Here is a 23,977-nt window from a genome sequence, read left to right on the forward strand (position 1 = left end):
GGTTCAGGGTTCGGGGGTTGTCCGTTCAGGGTTGTTCCGTTCGGGTCTCTCCGCATTGGAATGGGGCGGGGTGGCGATCCCGTCTCGACCGCACGCCACCCCGCCCCGCCCCGCGGGCGCTAACCCCGAACCTGTCAACCCCGAACCCCTTAAACCCTGAACCCTACAGGTCCCGCTCGAAGCGGAGGCGGACGTCGCGGTAGGCCGCGTTGTAGCCAGCGGCGGCGACCGTGTAGCCGGCGGCCAGCCCGAGGACTGTCATGCCGGGGTGCTTGTTGGGGAACGTGTCGTAGGCGAACCGGGCGTAGCCCATGCCGCGCGCCTCGTCCTCCATGCGCACGAGGAGCGCCCGCGCGACGCCCGTGCGGCGCCAGCGGTCGAGGACGCCGCCCTTGGCGCTGTAGAAGGTGGTGGCCGTCTCGGCGTAGCCCACCTTGTAGCCCACGGCCCGGTCGCCGACCGACGCGAGGAGGAACGTGAGGTCGGTCCGGTCGAGCCGGTAGATCACGCGGCCCTCGCCGAAAACAGCCTCGTTGAGGTCGCGGACCTCGTCGAAGCGGTCCATCCCGACGCGCTCGACGCGCAGCCCGGGCGGGCCGTTGGGGACGAGGTCGGGAGCGCGGTCGAGCTGCATGGCGGACCCGGGGAGGACGCGGCCGGCGGGGTACGGTACGGGCCGCCCCGCCCGCGGTCAAGGGCCGCCTGCCGGGTCCGCCCCGCTCCCGGCGGCGGGCGGGGCGGTCCGTCCTCGCCGCCCCGCCCCGGCAGCGCGGGCGGGGTGGGGCTACGGCTGGCCGGCCACCTGCTCGGCCGCCCACTCCACGACGGCGCGGGCGTCGGCGACGGCGGCCTGCCACTCGGCCTCGTCAACGGCGCCGAGGTCGGCGGGGTAGCGCGTGAGGACGGCGTACTGCGTGAGCGCCTGGGCGGCCTCGGCCGACAGAGGGGAGGCGCCGGCGCCGGCTCGCTCGGCGAGGTCGATCAGCAGGATCACATCGTGCGTCTGCGGCGGAGGGGCTCCGGTCCGTGCGAGGAGGACGGCCTTCAGCGCCTTCTCGGCGGCCTGCTGTGCATGAAAGCACAGGAGCTCGAGGTAGACGCCCGAGGGCGGGGCGGACTCCGCCAACAGGAGGTCGGCGTGGGCGTAGCCCAGCCACGACCTCGGGTCCGAGGAGTCGGAATGGCTAGAGGACGGCACGAGCGAGAAGAGGGGCAGCTTTCGCGTCGTAGAGCGTGCGGCCCGTCCGCAGGATCTCGCGGTAGACGAGCCCCGGGTTGTCGCCGTGCTGGGCGAGAACGGCGGGCGTGGTCACGAGCAGGTCAATGCCCACGCCCGGACGCGGGAGGCGCGCCCCGATCTCGACCATCGCCCGCCGGCGCGGCGTCCCGTCAGGCATCACCACCAGGAGGTCGACGTCGCTGTCGGGCCGGGCGGTCCCCGCCGCGCGGCTCCCGAACAGGACCACGCGGAGCGGGTCGAACTCGGCCACGATCTGCGCGACGAGCGGGCGGACGAGCGGGTCCTCGGCAGGGTCGGCGTGCGTGGACATGGGGGCGGGGCGGACCCAACGGGCGGACGCAAGGTGCGAACTCGCCACATGGTACGGGCCGCCCCGCCCGCATGCTCCGCTCAGCCGCCCCGCCCCGGCAGCGCGGGCGGGGGAGACTCGGGGAGCGCCGGCGCGTCGGCCGCCTCGGGCGGGGCGGCGTCCTCGACGAGCGACCACGGTTCGAGGAGCGCCTCGGGCACGCCCGACAGGAACCGGCTGGGCTCAGTCAGAAACTGGCCCGTGCCGCGCCGGTACTGCGCGAGCGGGTACGAGCAGTACAGCTCGGTCTCGGCGCGCGTGAGCGCCACGTAGAGCAGCCGCCGCTCCTCGTCCTCGCCGTCCTGGTCGCGGACGGCGTACTGCGACGGGAGCACGCCGTCGAGCGCGTGGAGCAGGAAGACGGTGTCGAACTCGAGCCCCTTCGCCGAGTGGATCGTCGAGAGCACGAGCGGCGCCTCGTCCTTCAGCGCGCCCTCGGCCGCCTCCTGCGACCAGTCGAGCGGGTCGAGCGCGAGCGACTCCAGCAGCGCCGTCCGCGAGCGGTGCTGCGCGGCGAGCGCGGCGACGGCGTCCAGGTCCGCCTCGCGCCGGGGCCAGTCGTCGGCGTAGACGCGCTCGAAGACCGGGCGGTAGTACGCGAGCACGCGCTCGACCTGGGCCTCGGGCGCGAGCGCGTCGCCGCCAGGGCGGGGCGCGGACCCGTCGCGGAGCGGCGTCAGCGCCTCGACAAGCCGGCCCACGGCCCGCGCGACGGCCGGCGACGGGACGACCTCGTCCGCCGAGCGGAGCGCGTGGACGGCCGCCTCGCCGGTTTGCGGTCCGCCCGCGTCCGCCGCCGCCGCGATCCAGTCGAGGAGCCGCGCCGCCGTCTGCGGGCCGACGCCCTCTACCAAGCGCAGCACCCGGTTCCAGGCGACCGCGTCGGCCGGATTCTCGGCGACGCGGAGGTGGGCCACGACGTCCTTGACGTGGGCGGCCTCGGCCAGCTTCAGCCCGCCGACCTTCACGAAGGGGACGCCGCGCCGCGTGAGCTCCGCCTCGAGCGCGTACGAGCACCACCCCGACCGGAACAGGACGGCCTGCCGGTGGAGCCCCACCCCGCCCTCGCGCTTGTCGAGCACCACCTGCGCCACGAACCGGCTTTCCCAGTCGTCGTCCGGCGCCTGGACGAGGGCGGGGCGGTCGCCGCCCTCGCGGTCGGTAAACAGGCGCTTGTCGTACTTCTCGCGGGCGCCCGCCAGGACGTGGTTGGCGAGGTCCAGGATGGGCTGCGTCGAGCGGTAGTTGTGCTCCAGCTTCAGCACGCGCGCCCCGTTGTAGCGCTTGCCGAAGTCGAGGATGTGGCCCACGTCGGCCCCGCGGAAGCCGTAGATCGACTGCGCGTCGTCGCCGACGGCCGTCAGGTTGCCGTGGGCGGACTGGAGCTGCTCCACGAGGTCGGCCTGGAGCGCGTTCACGTCCTGGTACTCGTCGACGAGCACGTGCCGGCACCGCCCCGCGACCGCGCGGCGCGCGTCGTCGCTCTCGGTGAGCAGCCGGAGCGTGAGGGCGAGGAGGTCGTCGTAGTCGACCACGCCCGTCTGGCGCTTGGTCTCGGCGTAGGCCCGCTGGAGGTCGAGGAGCAGGTCGAGGTGGCCCGCGTACTGCGGGTAGTCTTCGGTGAGCACGTCGTCGAGCGCGAGCCCGCGGTTCGTGGCCGCCGAGAACATGGCGAGGAGCGTCCGCTTTTTGGGGAACCGCGTGGGGAGCGTGTGGAGCCCCAACCGCGTCCGCGCGAGGTCGACCACGTCGGCGGCGTCGGCGGCATCGAGGACCCCGAACCGGCGCGGGTAGCCGATGGCCTCGGCGTGCACGCGCAGCGTCTCCAGGCAGAAGGCGTGGAACGTGCCGCCGCGCACTCGCTCGCAGCGGCCGTCGAGGAGCGCGCCGGCGCGCTCGATCATCTCGCGGGCGGCCCGGCGCGTAAACGTGAGGAGCGCGATCTGCTCCGGCTTCACGCCCGTCTCGACGAGGTAGGCCACGCGGTACGTGAGCGTCCGCGTCTTGCCGGTCCCGGCGCCGGCCACGATGAGCGTCGCCCCGCCCGGCGCCGTCGCCGCGGCGTGCTGCTGCGGGTCGAGCGCCTCGGCGTAGTCGATCTGGAGGGCCGCGGGCGGGGCGGGCGCCCGGGGCTGGAGGACAAAACGGCGGGCCACGGGCGGGGCGGGGTGGTGCGGAGAGTCTACGCGCCGGGCGAACCGGCGGGCGGGGCGGACACGATGGCGACCTGCCCGGCACGGAGGACGCGGAGCGTGACCTCCACCTCGGGCATCAGCGGGAGCAGATCCGAGAGTGCGGTCCCCCTCGCGTCGAGCGCGACGACAGCGATGTCCACCGCGCCGACGTTCTACTGGTGCCGCATCTGCTTGTCCACCGTAACGAGCGCGTCGAACGACGCCGAGGCCGCGCGGAGCAGGTCGCCGTTGCGCCGCCCCGCCCACCCTCGGAACTGGACCGTCCCGACGGCGAACCCGCCGGAGAACGCCAGCCGCAGCCTCGCCGGCACGCCCTCGTCCAGGAGGACGCGGGTCGACTCAGGCACCAGCGGTTTGGCCAACGAGGGACGCTTCGGAAAGGGCGAGGAAGGCGACGGCCTGCTCCCGGCTCACCGTCGGGAAGTCTTCCAGGAACTCGTCGAGCGAGATCCCGGAGATCAGGTGGTCGACGAGCGTGTGGACGGGCACGCGCGTGCCGACGAACACGACCGCCCCGCTCATGATCTCGGGGTCGGAGTGGTAGACGTCTTCTCGGTTCATGGCCGGGCGGGGCGGGGGAGAGCCTGAAACGTACGCCGCCCCGCCCCGCTCGATCCGCGAGCGGACGGCCGGTGAGGGCGGGGCGGCTCAGCGGTCCCACGCCGCCTCGTCGCCCTCGTTGAAGTCGGCGAACGCTTCGGCGAGCCCGCCGAGCGCCTCGGCGGCCGTTTCGAGGACGGCCGCGAGCTGGTCGTCGTCGGTCTCGTGGACGCGGTCGCGGAGCGACGACTGGAAATCCAGGAGGTCCTGGTGCGAGCGGCGGGCGGTGTCGGCGAGCGGCATGGGCGGAGCTGGAGAGTGGGAGGGGGCTACCGGCCGCCTCGCCCTTTGGGTCCGCTCGGTGAGTCCGCTCGGCGGTTTCCGCCCCGCCCCGCCCGGGCGGGGCGGTCCCGGAGCGGTGGCGACGGGGGGCGGGGCGGCCTATATTCGGGCCGTCTCCCCCGCGCCCCTCAGGGCACTCGGCGCGGGCCGTCTCCCCCCACAGCGCCCCCCCCCGTCATGGGCAAGGTCATCGCGGTCGCGAATCAGAAAGGCGGGGTCGGGAAGACCACGACGGCCGTGAACCTGGCCGCCTCGCTGGCCGCCTCCGAGCACCCCACGCTCCTGCTCGACACGGACCCCCAGGCCAACGGGACGTCGTCGCTGGGCATCGAGAGCCGGACGGCGCCGTCGTCCGTCTACGACGTGCTCACCGGGAGCGTGGCCGTCGAGGACGCCACGCTCCATACGGAGATGCCGTTCCTCGACGTGGTCCCCAGCCACATCAACCTGGTCGGGGCGGAGATCGAGATGATCGACCTGTTCGAGCGCGAGCGGGTCTTGAAAAAGGCGCTCCAGCGCGCCCGGCGGACGTACGACTTTATCGTCATCGACTGCCCGCCGTCGCTCGGGCTCCTCACGCTCAACGCGCTGACCGCCGCCGACTCAGTCCTCATCCCGGTCCAGACCGAGTACTTCGCGCTCGAAGGCCTGGGCCAGCTCCTGAACACGATCAAGATCGTCCGGCAGCACCTGAACCCGGACCTTGAAATCGAGGGCGTGCTGCTGACCATGTTCGACGGGCGGCTGCGGCTCTCGAACCAGGTGGCCGCCGAGGTCCGCCGGTACTTCGGCGACCGCGTGTTCGAGGCCGTCGTGCAGCGGAACGTCCGCGTGTCGGAGGCGCCCAGCTTCGGGAAGCCGGTGCTCCTGTACGACGCGGTCTCGTCGGGGTCCAAAAACTACATGGCGCTCGCGGGCGAGGTCATCCGCAACAACCAGCGCTACCTCGAAGACGAGGCGGCCGGCGAGGCGTCGGACGGCGACCCGCTCGATGCGCCGCCCGTCGTGGCCGAGCCCGACTCGCGCCCCGCCCCGCCCCGCCCTGCATCCGAGCCCTCGAACACCGGCCGCCCCGCCCCGAGCGCGGGCGGGGCGGCGTCCCGGCCGGTGCCGCCGCCCTCCGCTCCGCCGCCGTCCGCCCCGCCCCCGAGCGTGCCGTCGCCGAGCGCGTCCGCCTCGCCGAGCGCGGCCGGGCGCGGCGACGGGTCCGGCGAGCCCGGCCGCGTTGTCCTCGCCTCGCGCGCGACGCCCGGCCGCCCGGGCCAGTGAGTCGGCGGGGGCGGTGAGTCGGCGGGCGCTCCTGCCCGATCCGGCTCCGCTCGGCCCCCGACCCACGGATCCACCGACCGACTGATTTACCGACCCCCGAACGCATGGCCACCAAGAAAGCCGCCCTCGGCAAGGGCCTCAGCGCCCTCCTCCCGCAGCACCCGTCGCCGGACGGCGACGAGGGCGGGCCGCAAACGGGCGGGGCGGGCACGCGCCTCTACAACTTCGAGGAGCGCCGCCGGCTCGCCGGCCGCGTCGCCGACCTGGAGGTCGAGGCCATCCGGCCCAACCCGTACCAGCCGCGGAAGGACTTCGACGAGGACGCCCTCGACGAGCTCGCCGCCTCGGTCCGCCAACTCGGCATCATCCAGCCACTCACGGTCCGCGCGCTCGGCGACGGCCGCTACGAGCTGATCTCGGGCGAGCGCCGGCTCCGCGCGAGCCGCCGCGCCGGGCTCACGCGCGTGCCGTGCTACGTCCGCGAGGCGGACACGGAGGAGATGCTCGAGATGGCGATCGTCGAGAACGTCCAGCGCGAGGACCTCAACCCGGTCGAGGTGGCCCTGGGCTACCAGCGGCTGATGGAGGAGGTGGGGCTGACGCAGGAGCAGGTGGCCGAGAAGGTGGGCAAGAGCCGGCCGACGGTCGCCAACGCGCTCCGCCTGCTCCGGCTGCCGCCGCGCGTGCAGGCCTCGCTCCGCGAGGGGGCGCTCTCGTCGGGCCACGCCCGCTCGCTCGTGGGCGTCGAGGACGCCGAGGCGCTCCTGTCGCTCCACCGCGCGACGCTCGACGAGGGCCTCTCGGTCCGCGAGGTCGAGCGCCGGGCGCGGGCGCTCCGCGAGGGCGCCGCGCCGGAAGACGCCGCCCCGCCCGCGCCGTCGACTCCGGCCGCCGGGCTCCCCGACCGCGACCGGCTCCAGGTCGAGGCAATGGAGGCGAAGCTCCGCGACCGCGTCGCGTCGCAGGTCCGCATCCGCCACCGCGACGACGGCGGGACGATCGAGATCGCGTACTACTCGGTCGACGACCTGGAGCGCGTGGTCGACCGCCTGCTCGGGGACTAGCCGGCGCGGCGGCCCGTTCTGCGGAGACAGACCAGCGGGCCGCGTGCGTCGGGGAACGGGGACATGGGAACGAGGAACTGGCAGAGGACCTTGGGGCACCGCCCCGCCCGGCGGGGCGGGGTGGCGTGCGGCCTCGTCGCCCTGGCTCTCTTTGCTGCCGCGGGCGGGGTGGAGGCGCAGGTGGTGGCCCCGCCCCCGGTCGCCGCCCCGCCCCCGATGTCCGCCGACTCGGTCGCCGCCGACTCGCTGCCGTCCCCGCGTGGGGCGGTCCTCCGGGCGGTCGCCGTGCCGGGGTGGGGGCAGGTGTACGCGGGCCAGCCGCTGAAGGCGCCGTTCGCGGCGGCAGCCGTCGCGGGCGCCGTGGTGTACGCCGTCTCGCGGCAGCGGCAGTACCTCCGGTACGATCGCGCGGCGTTCTACGCCGGGTGCGTCCAGTTCGAACCCGAGGACCGGACCGACCTGGGAGCAGCTTGCACCCCCGAAGCGGTGGAGTCGACGCGCGGCGAGTGGGAGGCGCTGAACGAGCCCACGTTCGCGAGCGTGAAGCCCATTCGCAACCGAGCGCGGGGGCAGCGCGACATCGCCGTCCTCGTCGTCGGCGTGGCGTACGCGGTCCAGGCGCTCGACGCCTACGTGGCGGCGCAGCTGGCCGGCTTCGACGTGAGCGAGGACCTCTCGGTGCGGCTCGCGCCCGAGCGGGGCGGCCTCGCCCTCCGCGTGCGGCTGTAGCGGGGGCGGGGCGGCTGGGCAGCGGGCGGGGCGGCGGCGGCGGCATTCCCGCCCCGCCCGTTGCGAGGGCGGGGTGGTCAGGCCGCCCCGCCGGCGTCCTCCGCCTCCTTCTTCCCGAACGTTGGGTCCACCTTGATGCGCGCGACGACGAGGAAGCTGGGGATCGTGGCGATGAGGACCCACACGAAAAAGCTCTGGTAGCCCACGAGGTCCTCCAGCCAGCCCGAGATCAGCCCCGGCAGCATCATCCCGAGCGCCATGAGCCCGGTCCCGATCGCGTAGTGGGCCGTTTTGTGCTCGCCCTCGGAGATCCAGATGAGGACGAGGAGGAAGGCCGCGAACCCGAACCCGTACCCGAACTGCTCGACGGCGACCGCCCCGCTCACGACCCACAGGCTCTCCGGCCGGACGACCGCGAGCGCGAGGTAGACCGCGTTCGGGAGGTTGATGGCGAGGACCATCGGCCAGAGCCACCGGCCCAGCCCGTCGCGCGCGGCCACGATGCCGCCCAGGATGCCCCCGACCGTGAGCGCGGCGACCCCGACCGTCCCGTAGACCAGCCCCACCTCGCCCGTCGTGAGCGCGAGCCCGCCGGCCTCGGCCGAGTCCAGCAGGAACGGCGTGACCAGCTTGACCACCTGGCCCTCGGCAAAGCGGTAGAGGAGGACGAACGCGACGGCGACCCCGATCTCGGGCTTCTCGAAGAACGACACGATGGTCTCGGCGAACGGGCTCCCCGAGAACGGGAGCGACCGGAACAGGCGTCCCCACGGCCCGTTCCAGCGCGGCGCGACGATCCCAGCGACTGTCATCGGCACGAGGAGCACGACGAGCGTCGGGACGAACAGGGCGAGGAACGCGAGGTACTGCGCGATGCCCTCCGCCCCGCCCGAGCCCTCGGCCGCCGGGACGTCCTGGGCGGGGCGGGGGAGGGCCGCGGCGTGCCACGCCATGAGCGCCAGGAATACGCCCGCGAGCACGAAGAACGAGATCGACCAGGCGAACGGGATGTTGCCGCTCGTAGCCCGGAACGTGGCCGCGGTCGGCCCGTCGAGCTTGGGGTCGGCCTGGACGACGGCGAGGAACGGGCGGTCCCAGTTGGCGGCCGTGAACGTGAACCGCTCGCCGCCCTCGACGAGGTGGAGGCTCTCGTCGCCGCCCGCGAGCCCCAGGTTGACGGCCACCTCCTCGCCCGGCGGCGGCGGCCCGGACAGGCGGAGCGCGACGACGGCGAGGTCGCCGGCCGTGGCGCTGGGCGGCGGGGCGTCGTCGCCGAAGAGCCCGGCGATGGCCCGGCCGAGCGGGTCCGACACGCGGCGCGTCCACCACGACGGCCCGGCGTCGTCGGCCGCCCCACCCGCGGCCGCCCCGCCCTCGGCGGCGTAGAACCCGGCCGCGGCGTTCGCCGAGCGGGCGCGGCGGAGGACGGCGCCGACCTCGGCCGTGTCGCGCGGCGCGATTCCCAGGGAGAGGACCGGGGCCGAGGCCGTGAGGGCCAGGTCGCCGCGCGCGGCGCCCGCGGCGGCCGTCCGCTCCGTGGCCCCGAGCGGGAGCGCCCCGGGCGCGAGCGGGGCGGCCACCTCGACGGCCCGGACCTCGACGTCGACGGCGCCCAGTCCGGTCGAGCTCTCGAGCGCGCCGGCCAGGAACGGGACGGCGCCGGAGACGGCGAAGATGGCGGCCCGGTAGAACGTGCTCCGAATGCCCACGTACCACGCCTGGTCGTGCTCGTCGAGGGCCAGCAGGTAGAACCCGTCGGCGGCGATGTCGTGCGTGGCCGACGAGAACGCGAGCAGCCAGAAGAACGCGAGCGAGCCCTGCACCCACGCGTCGGTGGGCAGCGTGAGCGCGACGCCGGCGAGTCCCCCGCCGATCAGCACCTGCATCACCACGATCCACCACCGCTTCGTCTTCAGCACGTCGACGAGCGGGCTCCAGAACGGCTTGATCACCCACGGCAGGTAGAGCCAGCTCGTGTAGAGCGCGATGTCGGTGTTCGACATCCCCATCCGCTTGTACAGGATGACCGCCAGAGCCATGACGGCCATGTACGGGAGCCCCTCGGCAAAGTACAGCGAGGGCACCCACCGCCAGGGCGAGCGCGACGTGGGCGCGGCGTCGGAGGCGGTCGGGGGGGCGTCGGTGACGATCTCGGCCATCGAGGGCGGGGCGGTCGGGTGGGGGCGTCCGATGGTACGACAGCCGGCCTCGGCCGCCCCGGGGTCACACGCCGCCCCGCCCACGCACGCGGCTCGGGTCAGGGCGGGGCGGCGAACCGGGCGGGGCGGTCGGCGTTGCCGGGACCGCTCTCGCCGCCCCGCCCATGACCCTTCGCCTCGCCCTCGCCGTGCTCGCCGTCGCGGCCTGCGCCCACCCCGCCCGCGCCCAGGAGGTGGCCGAGGACCCGAACCTGGGGGAGCAGGACGACCGGGTCACGTTCGGCGGGCTCGTGCAGACCCAGCTCAACACGTCGGGCCAGGACGGCGCCGACGCGACCGACCTCTCGCTCCGCCGCGTGCGCCTGTCGGCGAACGCGCGCGTGAGCCCGCTCGTCAGCGGGCGCATCCAGGCCGAGCTGGCGAACGCGGCCGTGGGCGGGTCGGCCGAGCTGAACGAGGCGTACGCGCTGTTCGAGTTCGACCCGGCCGTGGGCGTGCTCGTCGGCAAGGGCGGGCGGCCGTTCGGGATCATCGACGCGACGACGGCGGCGGCGCTCACGCCCATCGAGCGGGGCGCCCGGTTCCGGGGCGCCGAGGCGGCCGAGCTGTACCGGACGCTGGAGGCGCTCGCCTACGCCGGCCGCTCGGTCGGCGTCCAGGTGCTCGGCGAGGTCGGCCCCGTCGTCTACGCGGCCGGCTACTTCCGCGGCGCGGCCGGCGAGGAGGGCGGCGACGCCGACATCCGCCAGTTTGCGGCGCGCGTTCAGGTCCAGCCGGTCGCCGGCGTCAAGGTCGGGCTGGCTGCGACCAGCCGGGCGTTCGCCCGCGACGACCCGCCCCGGCTCGACCCCGACGGCAGCGCGCTCGGCGACGACCCGTCCGGCGACACGCGGCGCGGGGGCGGGGTGGCGCTCGACGTCGAGGTCGGCGACTACGGCCGGCCCGGCTTCCACGCGCTCGCCGAGGTCGTGACGGGCACGCTCGACCCGTTCCGCGACCACGCGTTCATCGGTGCCCAAGGCTGGCTCGCCTACCGCGTCGAGGGCCTGGCCGAGCGGACGGGCGGCGTGCTCGTGGCCGTCGAACCCCTGTTCCGCGCGAGCGCCTCGGACGCCGAGGGGCCGGTGGGCCGCTACGACGGCGTCCTGCTCACGCCCGGGCTCAACCTGTACGCGGCTCAGAACACGCGGCTGGCCCTCAACCTCGACGTGTTCCTCCGGGGCGGGGCGGAGGGCGGGGAGGCCCCGCTCGACGGCGACGACACGCTCGTCGCGTTCCGCGGGCAGGTCCAGATCGCGTTCTGAGGCCGCCCCGCCCACGCATGGGCGGGGCGGCGGTTTTTAGGGGCGGGCCACGTCGACGCGCCGCGCCGGGCTCTCGACGCCCACGCGGCTCACGGCCGAGACGGCGACGGCCTCGGCGCCGGCCGGGAGCGCCATCGACTGCACCCCGCCCCCGACGACGCGCCACGACCACGCGCCCCGCGTCCGCGTGCGGACGACCCACTGCCACACGGGCTCGCTGCCCTCCTGCGCCCACACGGCCCGCTGCCCCTCGATACGGACGGCGGGCGGGGCGGGCGGGGTGGCGCCCAGCCACGGCGAGGCCGGGACGAGCGCGGGCTCGGCGTACGGCCCCGTCCCCAGGTCGCGGCCCAGGGAGCTGTAGCGGTCGAGGAGCGCCTTCATCGAGAAGTGGACGGTGCCGGTCGCCTCGGCGTCGTCGCGGACGAGGCGGACCTGGCGGACGATCTGCTCGGGCTCGTAGCCGCCCACGTCCGGGAGCGTCCGGCTGTCGTAGAGGCCGGGCCAGAGGTGGCGGCCCCGGTCGTTCTGCTGGCCCCACCAGTCGAGGAGCGCGGGGAACGGCTGGCCCCGGCTCTCGATGGACCAGTAGAGCTGCGGCGCGAGGTAGTCCAGCCAGCCCTCGCGCATCCACCGCCGGGCGTCGGCGTAGATCTCGGCGTACTGGTCGAACCCGCGGACGCCGGCGGGGTGGCCGGGCCGCCAGATCCCGAACGGGCTGATGCCCACCTTCACGTGGGGCTTCTCGGCCTTCACCTCGCGGTAGAGCCGCTCGACAAAGCGGTCGACGTTCTGGCGCCGCCAGTCGTCGCGGCCCAGCGTCTCGCCGGCGGCGACGGCGCGGGCATAGCTGGCATCGTCGGGGAACGACACGCGCCGGCCCCGCTTCTCGACCGGGTACGGGTAGAAGTAGTCGTCCAGGTGGACGCCGTCGACATCGTAGCGCTGGACCACGTCGAGGATCGTCCGCATCGAGTGGTCCGTCGCCTCGGGCTCGCCGGGGTCGAGCCATGTGTAGTCGCCGTAGGTGCGGACGAGGTCGGGGCGGAGGACCGAGACGTGCTGGCCGTCGCGGGGTCCGCGCTGCGTCGGGTGGCTCGCGCGGTACGGGTTGAACCAGGCGTGGAGCTCGAGCCCGCGCGCGTGGGCCTCGTCGACCGCGAACTGGAGCGGGTCGTACCACGGGCTCGGAGCCTGCCCCTGCCGCCCGGTGAGGACCTCGGACCACGGCTCGTAAGGCGAGAAGTACAAGGCGTCGGCGAAGGGGCGGACCTGGAACACGACGGCGTTGAGCCCGACCTCCACGGCCCGGTCGAGGAGCGACCGGAGCTCGGCCTGCTGCTGCGCCGTCGAGAGCCCGGACCGGCTCGGCCAGTCGATGTTGGCAACGGTCGCGATCCAGGCCGCTCGGAACTCGCGGGCCGGCCCGGGCAGCGCGGCCGCGTCGACCACCACCCCGCTCGGCCGGGCGGGCGCCTCGGGCGGGGCGGCCGGCGGCGAGGGCGCTTCGGGCGGTCGCTCGGCGACGGGCGGGGCGGGCGCGGCCGGCGGCGTCGGCGGCGTGAGCGGCGGCGCCCCGCACGCGGCGACGGCGACGGCGAGCGCGAGGACGAGCGGGGCGGGGCGGAGCGTCACGGCGGGAACGGAGGGAGGGGCCGTGAGACTACGCCCGAACGGGGCGCCCCCGCCGGCCTCCCCGCCCGCTCCGTCGCCGCGGGTTCATCTGTTCGGACGTCCGGTTCGGGCGGGGCGGGCATGGTTCTGGCGGTACGTTCGTTCGGTCCGCTTCGCCCCGCCCCCGCCGCCCCGCCCGCCCGTGCGCCTCCCGCTGTTCGCCGCCGTCCTCCTCACCGCCGCCGGCTGCGCGCCGACCGACGCCCCCGCCCAAACGCCCGCCGAGGGCGACGTGGGCGAGGAGCTGACGCAAGAAGAAGAAGCCCGCGTGCTCGACAACCTCCGCGTCGAGATCCCCGAGCTCGCCACCCTGCCCCTCGACCTCGGCCCGCTCGCCGCGAGCGGGGCGGACGGCGTCCGCCTCGGCACGCTGACCGTCGACGGCCGGCAGACCGTCCCGGTCCTCCTGTCCGACGACGGCGCGCGCTTGTTCCTGCTCGCCGGCCCGCCCCTCGACGTGGGCCGCGACGAGGCCGCCCTCGCGTCGGTCCGCGCCGACCTCGCGGCGGCCGAGGCGCAGGCCGACAGCCTCCGCCGGTCGCTGCTCGCCCCGCTCGTCGCCGGCCGCCCCGCCCTCGGGGCCGCGAGCGCGCCGGTGACAGTCATCGAGTTTACCGACCTCCAGTGCCCGTACTGCGCCCGCGGCGCGGCGACCGTCGAGGAGGTCCTGGACGAACGCCCGGACGACGTCCGCGTGGTCTCGCTCCCGTTCCCGCTCGGGTTCCACGACTGGGCGCGGCCCGCGGCCATCGCGTCGGAGTGCCTGGCCGACCAGCCCGACGTCTACTGGGCCGTCCGCGACGACCTGTTCGAGAACCAGGACGCGGTGACGACGGCCAACGTCCTCGACCGGATCGCGGCCGTCGCCGCCGCGGGCGGGGCGGACCCGTCGTGGCGGGCGTGCGCGACCGACGCGTCCTCGCCGGCCCACCAGGCGGCGGCGGCGACCGTCGACCAGTCCGTCGCGGCGGCCGAGCAGCTCGGCGTGACCGGCACGCCGGCCTACTTCGTCAACGGCACCCTGATTTCGGGCGCCCGCCCGCTCGCCGACTTCCTCCAGGCCGTCGACGCGGCGCGCGACGACGCCTGAGCGCGACCGCCCCGCCCGATGTGGGCGGGGCGGGCCGCTAGAAGCGGTAGCCCAGCCCGGCCGTGATCTCGGCGAACGTGCCGCCGAAAACGTCCGGCCCGCCCAAGCTCGCGGTCCCGCGCAGGCGGCCGGACGTGCGGACGAGGACGCGGTCGGTGACGGCGGCGTCGAGCCCCAGCGACAGCACGATGGCGCCGTCGAACTCGGGGTCGAAGTCCCCTGAGGTCGTGGACCCGCCGGGGTACGTGATCTGGAACGGCCCCGGGTCGCTCAGCGGGACGAACGCGCCGAACCCGAGCCCGACGAACGGCCGGAACCGCGTGCCCAGCGGGAGGCCGGCCTGAAACTCGACGTTGGGGAGCAGGTAGCTCACGTCGCCGAACTGCTGGGCGGTCCGCGAGAACCCGACACCGCCCTCGACGGCGAGCACGCGCGTGATCGGCCGGTGGGCGCGGACGTCGGCCACGAACGCGCTCCCGGTGCCGGACAGGTCGAAGGCCGCCCCGCCCGCCTGGACGGAGACGACGGTTTGAGCGGCGGCGGGGGCGCCCGCGAAGAGGGCGGCGAGGAGGAGGACTCGGGTCATCGCGGGGGCGGGGTGGAAGGCGGCGATACGGAGTCAGCCGGCGCCATGCCCTGTTTGGTCACGGGCGCAGGAAAAAAACCGCCCCGCCCCCGGCGAGCGGGGCGGGGCGGTCGGGGAGCGGGCCACCCCGCCCATGCGGGCGGGGCGGAGGCTTTACAGGTTCTCGATCAGCGCGTCGGCGAACTCGCTCGTCTTGAGCTTCGTGGCGCCCGTCATCTGGCGGTGGAAGTCGTACGTCACCCGCTTCGACTGGATCGTCGCCTCCATCGCGCGCAGGATGGCGTCGGCCGCCTCGGTCCAGCCCATGTAGCGGAACATCATCTCGCCGGAGAGGATGACGCTCGACGGGTTCACCTTGTCCTGGCCGGCGTACTTCGGCGCCGTCCCGTGCGTGGCCTCGAAGAGCGCGACGCCCGTGTTGTAGTTGATGTTGGCGCCGGGCGCGATGCCGATGCCGCCGACCTCGGCCGCGAGCGCGTCCGAGACGTAGTCGCCGTTGAGGTTGAGCGTCGCGATCACGCCGTACTCGTCGGGCCGCGTGAGGATCTGCTGGAGGAAGGCGTCGGCGATCACGTCCTTGACCGTCACCGTCACGCCGTCCTTCGTGAACTGGCGCCACGGGCCGCCGTCGAGCTTTTCGGCCCCGTACTCGCGGTCGGCCAGCTCGTAGCCCCAGTCGCGGAAGGCGCCCTCGGTGAACTTCATGATGTTCCCCTTGTGGACGAGCGTGACCGAGTCGCGGCCCTCGGCGACGGCGTAGTCGAACGCGGCGCGGACGAGCCGCTCGGTCCCCTCCTTCGACACCGGCTTGATCCCGAACCCGGCCGTGTCCGGGAAGCGGACGTTCTGGAAGCGGTCGGGGAAGTTCTCCTTCAGGAGCGCCTTGAACCGCTCGGCGTCGTCGGACCCGTCCTCGAACTCGATGCCGGCGTAGATGTCCTCGGTGTTCTCGCGGAAGATGACCATGTCCACCTTCTCGGGCTCCTTCACCGGCGACGGCACGCCTGCGAAGTACTGCACGGGGCGGACGCAGGCGTAGAGGTCGAGCTTCTGCCGGAGCGCCACGTTGAGCGACCGGATGCCGCCGCCGACGGGCGTCGTGAGCGGCCCCTTGATCGATACGAGGTACTCGCTCATGGCCTTCAGCGTGTCCTCGGGCAGCCACTCGCCCGTCTGGTCGTGGGCCTTCTCGCCGGCCAGGACTTCGAACCACACGATCTCGCGGTCGTCGCCGTAGGCGCTCGCCACGGCCGCGTCGAACACGCGCGAGGCGGCGGCCCAGATGTCCGGCCCGATCCCGTCGCCCTCGATGTACGGGATGACGGGGCGGTCGGGCACGCGGAGGCCGCCGGCGGTCTGGGTGATCGTCTCGCCGGAGGTCGGGGGCTGGAGGTGGTCGTACGTGGCCATCGGGGCGGGGTGGGGGAGGGTGATACGGGCGGGGTGGACGGCCGGCGGCGGTGTCGAGATCCGGCGGGGGCGAGGTACGAGGTACAGGGTGCGGGGTAGAGACCCCGCTCAGCCCAGGCTCACCGCCCCGCCCAGGTCTCGGGCGGGGTGGTCGCCCTCTGCCGGCCGCCGTCGCCCGCCCCGCCCGTACCGAGTACCCCGTACCGAGTACCCCGTACCGAGTACCCCGTACCGAGTACCCCGTACCGAGTACCCCGTACCGAGTACCCCGTCAGAGCCGCCCCGCCAGGTCGCGGAGCCTCAGCTCCCACACCTTCCGCGCCGCCTCGCGGACGATCTCCTTCGTCATCTTGCTCTCGCCCTCGCTCCGCTCCGTGAACACGATGGGCACCTCGACGAGGCGGAAGCCCTCGCGCCAGGCCCGGTAGTTCATCTCGATCTGGAACGAGTACCCGTTCGAGCGGACGCGCCGGAAGTCGATGGCCTCGAGCACCTCGCGGCGGAAGCACTTGAACCCGGCGGTCACGTCCTGGAGCGGGAGCCGCGTGATGGCCCGCGTGTAGACGCCGGCCCCGTAGCTCAGCACGAGGCGCCCGAGCGGCCAGTTGAGCACGCGGAGCCCGTCGACGTAGCGGCTCCCGACGGCCACGTCCGCCCCGCCGGTTTGCGGTCCGCCCCCGGCCTCCGAAGGCGGGAGGCACGCGGCGACGAGGCGCGTGAGGTCGTCCGGGTTGTGCGAGAAGTCGGCGTCCATCTCGCACACGTAGCGGAAGCCGGCGTCGAGCGCGACGCGGAACCCGTCGAGGTAGGCCGTCCCCAGGCCCGACTTCCCCGGCCGCCGGAGGAGCCCGACGCGGGCGGGGTGGTCGCGCTGGATCGCGGCGACGACGTCGGCCGTCCCGTCCGGCGACCCGTCGTCGACGACGAGCACCGAGAACGCGCCGTCGAGCGTGAGCACCCGCTCGACGAGCGCCCCGATCGTCCCGGCCTCGTTGAACGTCGGGACCACGACGACGGCGCTGAGGCCCCGGTCCGGGTCGGGGGGCGTGAGGAACGGGGCGGGCACGACGCGGACGGCGGGGGCGGGGCGGCGCAGGATACGGCCCGAGCGGGCGCCGCTGAACGCGGGGCGGGGCGGAGCCGCCGTTGAGAGACGGCGGAGACCGCTCCGCGGGGCCACCCCGCCCCGCCCTGCGGCGGTAGCTTGGGCGGACTCCCAGGGCGGGGCGGATCTCCGGCGCGCAGTCACCGGTTCCGCCCCGCCCCCGGAGCCCCCTTCCCGAGTCCCCCGTGGGACGCCCCTTCTGACCACCCCGCCCCCATGGCCGGCACGACGAAGACCTCGACGAAGACCCCCAAAGGGGACGGCGCAGCCAAGAAGGCCGCTCCCAAGAAGAAGGCCGCGTCGCCCGCGACCAACGGGGCGTTCACGCCCGACACGCCGGACGTCCGCGTGTACCGGGGGAGCGGCCGCACGCACGAGTCGCTGGGCCTGAGCGCCGACGACGTGCTCGAGATGTACCGGAACATGCTGCTCCAGCGCCGCTTCGAGGAGCGGGCGGCGCAGATGTACGGGCGCCAGAAGATCGCCGGCTTCCTCCACCTCTACATCGGTCAGGAGGCCGTCTCGACCGGCGCCGTCCGCGCGCTCCGCGACGACGACCCCATCATCACGGCCTACCGCGACCACGGCCTCGCGCTCGCCCGCGGCATGTCGTCCGACGCCGGCATGGCCGAGCTGTTCGGGAAGATCGACGGGTGCAGCCGCGGCAAGGGTGGGTCGATGCACTTTTTCGACGTCGAGAAGCACTTCTACGGCGGCCACGGCATCGTCGGCGGCCAGATCCCCGTCGGCGTCGGCATGGGGTTCGCGCTGAAGTACCGCGAGACGGGCGGGGTGGCGCTCGCGTTCTTCGGCGACGGCGCCATCAACCAGGGCGCGTTCCACGAGGCGGCCAACCTGGCCTCGCTCTACGACGTGCCCGTCCTGCTCATCGTCGAGAACAACGAGTACGCGATGGGCACGTCGGTCGCCCGCGCCCGCGGCGACGCCAACCTCTACAAGCAGGGCTACCCGTACGGCATGAAGACGGCCGTGATCGACGGGATGGACCTGTTCGAGGTCTACGGCGCCTTCCAGGAGATCGCCGACGACGCCCGCGGCGAGACCGACGGCCAGACGAAGCCGTACTTCGTCGAGGTCCAGACCTACCGCTACCGCGGCCACTCGATGTCGGACCCGCAGAAGTACCGGACGAAGGAGGAGCTCGAAGGCAAAAAGGGCGAGGACCCCATCCTCCGCGTCAAGGCCTACATCCTGGAGCACGAGCTCTTCCCCGTCGAGCGCCTCGACGAGGTCGACGAGGACGTCAAGGCCGAGGTCATGGCCGCCGTCGACTTTGCCGAGCAGTCGCCGCTCCCCGACGTCTCGACCATGTACGAGGACGTCTACGCCCAGGAGGACTACCCCTTCATCGTCTAGCGGTCCACCCCGCCCCGAACCAACACGCAATACGAAACACGCAGCAGCCACGCGCAGACAACGTGTTGCGTGTTGCGTGTCGAAGCTCCCAGCTATGGCCGAGTTGCAGTTTAGAGAAGCCCTCCGCGACGCGATGACGGAGGAGATGGAACGCGACGAGAGCGTGTTCCTCATGGGTGAGGAGGTCGCCGAGTACGACGGCGCCTACAAGGTGTCGCAGGGGATGCTCGACCAGTTCGGGCCGAAGCGCGTCGTCGACACGCCGATCTCGGAGTCCGGATTCACCGGGCTCGGCATCGGGGCGGCCATGCTGGGGCTGCGGCCGATCATCGAGTTCATGACGTGGAACTTCACGTTCGTGGCCTTCGACCAGATCGTCTCGAACGCCGCCAAGGTCCGCTACATGTCGGGCGGGCAGGCCAAGGTCCCCATCGTCATGCGCGGCGGGAACGGCGCGGCGGGGCAACTCGGGGCCACGCACTCGAACTCCGTCGAGGCCTTCTACACCAACGTCCCCGGCCTCAAGGTCGTCGCGCCGTCCAACCCGGACGACGCCAAGGGCCTGCTGAAGGCGGCCATCCGCGACGACGACCCCGTCCTGTTCCTGGAGTCCGAGCTCATGTTCGGCCTCAAGGGCGAGGTCTCGGACGAGAAGGACTACCTGCTCCCGATCGGCAAGGCCCGCATCGCGCGCGAGGGCGACGACCTCACGATCGTGGCCCACTCCAAGAGCTACTGGCTCGCGATGGAGGCCGCCGAGGAGCTCGCCAAGCAGGGCTACGAGGCGACCGTCATCGACCCCCGCACGCTCCGCCCGTTCGACACGGACGCTGTCGTCGAGTCGGTGAAGAAGACGAACCGGCTCGTCATCGTGGACGAGAGCCAGCCGTTCGGCGGCGTGGCGTCTGAGGTCGCGTTCCGCATCCAGCAGCAGTGCTTCGACCACCTCGACGCGCCCATCGAGCGCGTGACGGCGAAGGACGTGCCGGCCCCCTACGCCAAGAACCTGATCGAGGCCTGGATGCCGTCGGTCGACGAGACGATCCAGGCCGCCAAGCGCGCGCTGTACGTGTAACAAAGAGGGATGGAGGATGGAGGCATAGAGGGATGCCGCCCCGCCCGTGCCCGCCGTATCCCTCGATCCCTTATCCCTCAATCCCTTTTTGTCATGGCGATTGCAGTTGAAATGCCCAAGATGAGCGACACGATGGAGGAGGGCGTCCTCGTGTCGTGGCTCGCCGACGAGGGCGCATCCGTGTCGGCCGGCGACGTGATCGCCCAGGTCGAGACCGACAAAGCGACGATGGACCTCGAGGTCTACGACGACGGCGTGCTCCTCAAGCGGGTCGTCGGCGAGGGCGACAGCGTCCCCATCGGCGCGCTCATCGCCGTGCTCGGCAAGGAAGGCGAGTCGGTCGACGACGTGGTCGCCGAGTACGGCGGCGACGGGTCCGCCGGGAGCGCGGCCGACGTCGAGGCCGCCCCGCCCGCGCAGCAGGAGAACGAGCCGGCCCCGGCCGGCCTCGAAGGCAAGACGGCCACGGCCGACGCCATCGACGCCCCGGCCCCGAGCGCGCAGCCGCTCGGCGGCGACGGGACCACCACCCCGCCCGCGGCGCAGAGCCGACAGGGCGGGGCGGACGCCGGCGCGGCCGGGACCACGGCCGAAGGCTACGGCCACCGGCCCGACGCCGCCGAACCGCAGGTCGGCGCCAGCCAGCCCACGACGTCGGCCGCCCAGGGCGGGGCGGCGCAAGACGGCGGCCGCGTCAAGGCGTCGCCGCTGGCGCGGCGGATGGCCGACGAGGCCGGGCTCGACCTGGCCCAGATCGCCGGCTCCGGCCCGGACGGCCGCGTCGTCAAGCGCGACGTGGAGGCGGCCCGCGAGGGCGGGGCGGCCCAACCCGCAGCCCGCTCGGCGCAACCCGTCGAGGTGCCCGCGAACCGTCCGGCTGCGCAGCCCGCCACCCCGCCCGCGGCGCAGGGCGGGCCACAAGCCGGCGGACCGCAAACGGGCGGGGTGGAGACTGGCGGGGCCGACCTCCGCATCACGCAGATGCGGAAGACGATCGCCCGGCGCCTCGCCCAGAGCAAGTTCACGGCCCCCCACTTCTACCTCACGGTCGACGTGGCCATGGGCGGGGCGATGGCGTTCCGCAAGGACCTCAACGCGGTCGCCGCCGAGCGCGACATGGGCAAGGTGAGCGTGAACGACCTCATCACGAAGGCGTGCGCCGTCGCGCTCCGCCGGCACCCGATGGTCAACGCGAGCTACCTCGAAGACGAGGGCGTGATCCGCCAGCACGAGGCGGCCCACGTCGCCGTCGCGGTCGCCATGCCCGAGGGCCTCATCACGCCCGTCGTCCGCAACGCGGACGCGAAGGGGCTGGCTCAGATCGCGGCCGAGACGCGCGACCTCGCCGGCCGCGCCCGCGACGGAAAGCTCGACCCCTCCGAATACGCCGGCTCGACGTTCACGACGTCGAACCTGGGCATGTTCGGGATCTCCGAGTTCACGGCCATCATCAACCCGCCCAACGCCTGCATCCTCGCGATCGGCACCATCCGCGACGTGCCCGTCGTCGAGGGCGGGGCGGTCGTCCCGGGCCAGCTCATGACGCTCACGCTCTCGTGCGACCACCGCGTCGTCGACGGGGCCACGGGCGCCGCCTTCCTGGGCGACGTCAAGGACCTGCTGGAGGAGCCGCGCCTGATGCTGCTGTGAGCGAGCGGGGTTCAGGGTCCGGGGTTCAGGATTCGGATGCCGCCCCGCCGCCGCGCGAGCGGGGCGGGGTGGGGGAGACGGGCGCCACCCCGCCCCACAAAGAGAAGGCGGAAGAGCGCTCTTCGACCTTAAACCCTGAGCCGACAGGCCGGCGCAGCCAACCTCCGAACCCTGAACCGATCCGCCTGGCTCATCTGTCCGACGTTCACTTTGGGCGGATCTCGCACCCGCGCATCGTCGACGCGCTCGTAGACGAGGTGAACGGGGCCGGACTCGACCTCGTCGTCGTCTCGGGCGACCTGACGCAGCGGGCGCGGACGCGGGAGTTTGTGGCGGCGCGGGCGATGCTGGACCGTTTCGACGCGCCGGTGCTGGTGGTGCCTGGCAACCACGACGTCCGCGCGTGGTGGCACAACCCGTTTGCCCGGCTGTGGCGCTCGTCCAAGCGCTTCCGCCAACTGGTCAGCCCCGACGTGACGCCGTCGTTCGCGGAGCCCGGCCTCGCCGCGTTCGGCCTCAACTCGGCCCACGGGTGGACCATCAAGGGCGGGCGCATCCGGCCAGAGCACGTGGCGGAGATGGAGACGTTCTTTTCGCGCCAGCCGCTGGATGCGTTCCGCGTGCTCGTGCTCCACCACCACCTCCTGGTCCTGGAAGGGCTCGACAGCGACGAGGTCTCGCGCGGGGCGAGCCGGGCGATCGGGGCCGCCCAGCGTGCGCGCGTCGACCTCGTCCTGTGCGGCCACCTCCACACGAGCCACGTGGCCCCAGTCGAGCTCTCGCCCGCGACGGCCGCCGGCGGGGGCCACCGCGTCGTCATCGCGAGCGCCGGCACGGCCACGTCGAGCCGCGGGCGGGGCGTCGACCGCGACGTCAACTTCTACAACTGGATCACGGTCGAGCCCGAGCGCTTCGTGGTCCAGGAGCGCCGGTTCGACGCGGGGGCGGGGCGGTTCGAGGCCGCGCGCGAGTCGACGTTTGACCGCGACCGCCGCCCCGCCCGGTCCGGCGCGTAACGTGGGCGGGGCGGCCCCGTAGGTTGGTGGCCACCCCGCCCACGGCCCGCTCGTGCCCGACCCCGACGCCCCCGCCGCTCCTCCCCGCCGTGCGCGGCTCCCCGAGCCGACGACCGCCCCGCCCTCAGGGGACGGGGCGTGCGCGAACTGCGGCACGCCGCTCGCGGGGCGTTATTGCAGCGAGTGCGGCCAGCGCAACGAGCCCCTCCGCCTGCCGGTCCACCGCTTCGTCGCCCAGTCGTTCACGGAGTTTTTCGGGCTCGACGGTCGCGTCTGGGCCACGCTCGGCGTGCTCCTGTTCAAGCCAGGCAAACTCACGGCCGAGTTCCTGGCGGGGCGGCGGCAGCGGTATCTCCGCCCGCTCCGGGTTTACCTCTCGGCCACGCTCGTCTTCTTCGTGCTCCTCGCGCTCCTCGACCCGGTCGGCCGCGTCCGCGACACCATGTTCGACGAGGGCGGGGTGGACCTCGACTCGACTGTCGTCGTCGCGGCCTACCTCGCGGACGTCGAGGCGCAGATCGCGGACGAGCCGGCCCGCATCGCGCGGGCCGAGCGCGCGGCCGACTCGCTCCGGGCCCGCCTCGACAGCCTGACCCGGGCGGCCGTCCCTGGCGGGGTGGTCCTGGACGGCGTGGCCGCCGACTCGCTCCGCCCCGCCCTCGCCCGCCGGGCCGCGGATTCGACGTACGACGACGTCTTCGACGACCTCGCGGACGCCGCCGCCGACGCCGACGACGCGCGGAACGACGCGAGGCAGCGGACGGCGGGACTGGAGCTGGAGGCCGCCTTGCTCCGCACGCTCCCGCCCGACAGCACGGTCCGCCTCGCGGACGTGAAAGCGGCGCGGGCGCAGATCTACCCGGAGGCCAACGCGAATATCGGCCTGCCGGACTGGATGGTCCGCTCCGAGTCGCTCCGGCGGATCAGCGAGGCCAAGACGGGGGAGGAGTCGGCCGACGCTGGCGTGGCCTTCTTCCGCGAGGCTGTCGGCAAGGTCCCGACGGTCCTGTTCCTCATCCTGCCCGTGTTCGCGCTCCTCCTGAAGCTCCTCTACGTCCGGCGCGGGTGGTACTACTCGGAGCACCTCGTCTTCGGGCTCCACACGCACGCTTTTGCGTTCGTCGTGTTCTCATTTCTTGCTCTGCTAGCGGTGCCTACCAGGAGCGCTGGAGTAGCCGTCCTAGGCGCTGCCCTTTGGGCTTCAATCCCTGTCTACTTCGTCGTTGCCCAAAAGCGGGTGTACGGGCAGGGCTGGATCAGGACGATCCTAAAGTCTTTCGTCCTCGGTTGTGCCTACTTCTTCGTCTTGGTCGCTGGTCTTATTGGCGCGATCCTCCTCGCCGGCGCGCTGGGCTAGAGCCCGAACGCCGCCGCCGCCGGGGCGGGGCGGAGCGCGACCACCCCGCCCTCGCCCGCGCCGTCGTGGAGCGGGCCGTCGGCCGTCACGAGCGGGGCGGAGGCGGCTAGCGCGAGGGCGGCCAGGGTCTGATCGAGCCGCCCGGCGAGGTGCGCCCATGGGGCGAGATCGACCGCCCCGCCCCAGCGCCCAGCGTCGCGGAACACGCCGGTCCAGTCGAACGCTGCGAGCGGGGGGATCTGGCCGACGACACACTCGGCCTCGGCGCGTGTGGCCGCGTTCCACACGGTGACGAGCCGCCCCGCCCGCGCCGCGGCCACCAAGCGCCCCGACGCGCTCGCCGGGCGGAAGCCGGCGCCGACGAACACGTTCGCGTCCAAGACCGCGCGGGGCGGGGCGGAGGGCCGTAACGACGCCGCCCCGCCCACGACGAGCGGGGCGGGGCG

Annotated in this window: 23 protein-coding genes and 1 pseudogene; 10 read left to right on the plus strand and 14 right to left on the minus strand. The window is 73.7% G+C overall.

All coding sequences use genetic code 11. The features are described 5' to 3' along the window. Positions 1-163: 163 nt before the first annotated feature. The 8 genes from RQM47_RS10355 to RQM47_RS10390 all read right to left on the minus strand — a co-directional run bounded on the left by RQM47_RS10355 (position 164) and on the right by RQM47_RS10390 (position 4,627). Entirely contained in the window at positions 164-634 is a 471-nt protein-coding gene (locus tag RQM47_RS10355) for a GNAT family N-acetyltransferase (protein ID WP_314008852.1), read from the minus strand. A 150-nt stretch (positions 635-784) separates the two neighbouring features. After that, positions 785-1,198 carry a HEPN domain-containing protein gene (locus RQM47_RS10360; protein ID WP_314008854.1) on the minus strand — a complete coding sequence of 138 codons (414 nt, stop codon included), beginning with the start codon at positions 1,196-1,198 and terminating at the stop codon, positions 785-787. Next, a complete protein-coding gene (locus RQM47_RS10365) occupies positions 1,185-1,550 on the minus strand; it encodes a nucleotidyltransferase domain-containing protein (protein ID WP_311663793.1) in 366 nt (121 codons plus the stop codon). Before RQM47_RS10365 ends, RQM47_RS10360 begins: the two co-directional genes overlap by 14 nt. A gap of 80 nt (positions 1,551-1,630) precedes the next feature. Continuing rightward, positions 1,631-3,745, minus strand: a complete 2,115-nt coding sequence (locus RQM47_RS10370; RefSeq protein WP_314008856.1) for an ATP-dependent helicase — start codon at positions 3,743-3,745, stop codon at positions 1,631-1,633. 26 nt (positions 3,746-3,771) lie between these two features. Continuing rightward, a complete protein-coding gene (locus RQM47_RS10375) occupies positions 3,772-3,924 on the minus strand; it encodes a hypothetical protein (RefSeq protein ID WP_314008857.1) in 153 nt (50 codons plus the stop codon). A gap of 12 nt (positions 3,925-3,936) precedes the next feature. Beyond that, positions 3,937-4,131 (minus strand): hypothetical protein, encoded by a 195-nt coding sequence (locus RQM47_RS10380; RefSeq protein ID WP_314008859.1) that lies wholly within the window; start codon positions 4,129-4,131, stop codon positions 3,937-3,939. Continuing rightward, the gene (locus tag RQM47_RS10385; protein WP_314008861.1) at positions 4,124-4,345 is read right to left on the minus strand and encodes a DUF433 domain-containing protein; all 222 of its coding nucleotides are present in this window, start codon (positions 4,343-4,345) and stop codon (positions 4,124-4,126) included. The genes RQM47_RS10380 and RQM47_RS10385 overlap by 8 nt, the downstream gene beginning before the upstream one ends. 87 nt (positions 4,346-4,432) lie before the next feature. Next, on the minus strand, positions 4,433-4,627 hold the full coding sequence (locus tag RQM47_RS10390) for a hypothetical protein (RefSeq protein WP_314008862.1): 195 nt from the start codon (positions 4,625-4,627) through the stop codon (positions 4,433-4,435). A gap of 216 nt (positions 4,628-4,843) precedes the next feature. On the opposite strand from RQM47_RS10390, the pseudogene RQM47_RS10395 reads away from it, so the two are divergent. The 3 genes and pseudogenes from RQM47_RS10395 to RQM47_RS10405 all read left to right on the plus strand — a co-directional run. After that, positions 4,844-5,618, plus strand: a pseudogene (locus RQM47_RS10395) (ParA family protein); the annotation flags it as partial. A 421-nt stretch (positions 5,619-6,039) separates the two neighbouring features. After that, complete coding sequence (locus RQM47_RS10400) at positions 6,040-6,999, plus strand: ParB/RepB/Spo0J family partition protein (protein ID WP_314008866.1); 960 nt, start codon at positions 6,040-6,042, stop codon at positions 6,997-6,999. Positions 7,000-7,215: 216 nt separating this feature from the next. After that, positions 7,216-7,728: a DUF5683 domain-containing protein gene (locus RQM47_RS10405; protein WP_314008867.1), complete on the plus strand. Its 513-nt coding sequence runs from the start codon at positions 7,216-7,218 to the stop codon at positions 7,726-7,728. Positions 7,729-7,805: 77 nt separating this feature from the next. On the opposite strand, the gene RQM47_RS10410 is transcribed toward RQM47_RS10405, so the two are convergent. Next, positions 7,806-9,887: a hypothetical protein gene (locus tag RQM47_RS10410; RefSeq protein ID WP_314008869.1), complete on the minus strand. Its 2,082-nt coding sequence runs from the start codon at positions 9,885-9,887 to the stop codon at positions 7,806-7,808. 164 nt (positions 9,888-10,051) lie between these two features. Between RQM47_RS10410 and RQM47_RS10415 the strand changes: the two genes are divergently transcribed. Then, entirely contained in the window at positions 10,052-11,191 is a 1,140-nt protein-coding gene (locus RQM47_RS10415; RefSeq protein ID WP_314008871.1) for a porin, read from the plus strand. Positions 11,192-11,227: 36 nt separating this feature from the next. Here RQM47_RS10415 and RQM47_RS10420 read toward each other — a convergent pair whose 3' ends face one another. Next, positions 11,228-12,826 (minus strand): glycoside hydrolase family 10 protein, encoded by a 1,599-nt coding sequence (locus RQM47_RS10420; RefSeq protein WP_314008873.1) that lies wholly within the window; start codon positions 12,824-12,826, stop codon positions 11,228-11,230. 181 nt (positions 12,827-13,007) lie between these two features. Here RQM47_RS10420 and RQM47_RS10425 point away from each other — a divergent pair, with 181 nt between their 5' ends. Continuing rightward, the gene (locus tag RQM47_RS10425; protein WP_311663809.1) at positions 13,008-13,955 is read left to right on the plus strand and encodes a DsbA family protein; all 948 of its coding nucleotides are present in this window, start codon (positions 13,008-13,010) and stop codon (positions 13,953-13,955) included. A gap of 37 nt (positions 13,956-13,992) precedes the next feature. Here RQM47_RS10425 and RQM47_RS10430 read toward each other — a convergent pair whose 3' ends face one another. The 3 genes from RQM47_RS10430 to RQM47_RS10440 all read right to left on the minus strand — a co-directional run bounded on the left by RQM47_RS10430 (position 13,993) and on the right by RQM47_RS10440 (position 17,017). Then, positions 13,993-14,541 (minus strand): outer membrane beta-barrel protein, encoded by a 549-nt coding sequence (locus RQM47_RS10430; RefSeq protein WP_311663811.1) that lies wholly within the window; start codon positions 14,539-14,541, stop codon positions 13,993-13,995. A 153-nt stretch (positions 14,542-14,694) separates the two neighbouring features. Next, on the minus strand, positions 14,695-15,951 hold the full coding sequence (gene icd, locus RQM47_RS10435) for an NADP-dependent isocitrate dehydrogenase (protein WP_314008875.1): 1,257 nt from the start codon (positions 15,949-15,951) through the stop codon (positions 14,695-14,697). A 271-nt stretch (positions 15,952-16,222) separates the two neighbouring features. Next, complete coding sequence (locus RQM47_RS10440) at positions 16,223-17,017, minus strand: polyprenol monophosphomannose synthase (RefSeq protein WP_314008877.1); 795 nt, start codon at positions 17,015-17,017, stop codon at positions 16,223-16,225. A gap of 255 nt (positions 17,018-17,272) precedes the next feature. Between RQM47_RS10440 and pdhA the strand changes: the two genes are divergently transcribed. From pdhA to RQM47_RS10465, 5 genes are all read left to right on the plus strand, one after another. Continuing rightward, positions 17,273-18,433 carry a pyruvate dehydrogenase (acetyl-transferring) E1 component subunit alpha gene (pdhA, locus tag RQM47_RS10445; RefSeq protein WP_314008879.1) on the plus strand — a complete coding sequence of 387 codons (1,161 nt, stop codon included), beginning with the start codon at positions 17,273-17,275 and terminating at the stop codon, positions 18,431-18,433. Next, on the plus strand, positions 18,351-19,508 hold the full coding sequence (locus tag RQM47_RS10450; protein WP_311663819.1) for a pyruvate dehydrogenase complex E1 component subunit beta: 1,158 nt from the start codon (positions 18,351-18,353) through the stop codon (positions 19,506-19,508). Before pdhA ends, RQM47_RS10450 begins: the two co-directional genes overlap by 83 nt. Before the next feature lie 93 nt (positions 19,509-19,601). After that, entirely contained in the window at positions 19,602-21,158 is a 1,557-nt protein-coding gene (locus tag RQM47_RS10455; RefSeq protein ID WP_311663821.1) for a pyruvate dehydrogenase complex dihydrolipoamide acetyltransferase, read from the plus strand. 185 nt (positions 21,159-21,343) lie between these two features. Beyond that, on the plus strand, positions 21,344-22,174 hold the full coding sequence (locus tag RQM47_RS10460; protein WP_349256320.1) for a metallophosphoesterase: 831 nt from the start codon (positions 21,344-21,346) through the stop codon (positions 22,172-22,174). 52 nt (positions 22,175-22,226) lie between these two features. Beyond that, positions 22,227-23,531, plus strand: a complete 1,305-nt coding sequence (locus RQM47_RS10465) for a DUF3667 domain-containing protein (RefSeq protein WP_311663823.1) — start codon at positions 22,227-22,229, stop codon at positions 23,529-23,531. On the opposite strand, the gene RQM47_RS10470 is transcribed toward RQM47_RS10465, so the two are convergent. After that, entirely contained in the window at positions 23,528-23,911 is a 384-nt protein-coding gene (locus RQM47_RS10470) for a hypothetical protein (RefSeq protein WP_311663825.1), read from the minus strand. The two genes, RQM47_RS10465 and RQM47_RS10470, sit on opposite strands and share 4 nt — an antisense overlap. Positions 23,912-23,977 lie beyond the last annotated feature (66 nt).

Origin of the sequence: Rubrivirga sp. S365 (genome assembly GCF_032248475.1) — a bacterium.
Lineage (GTDB): Bacteria > Bacteroidota > Rhodothermia > Rhodothermales > Rubricoccaceae > Rubrivirga > Rubrivirga litoralis.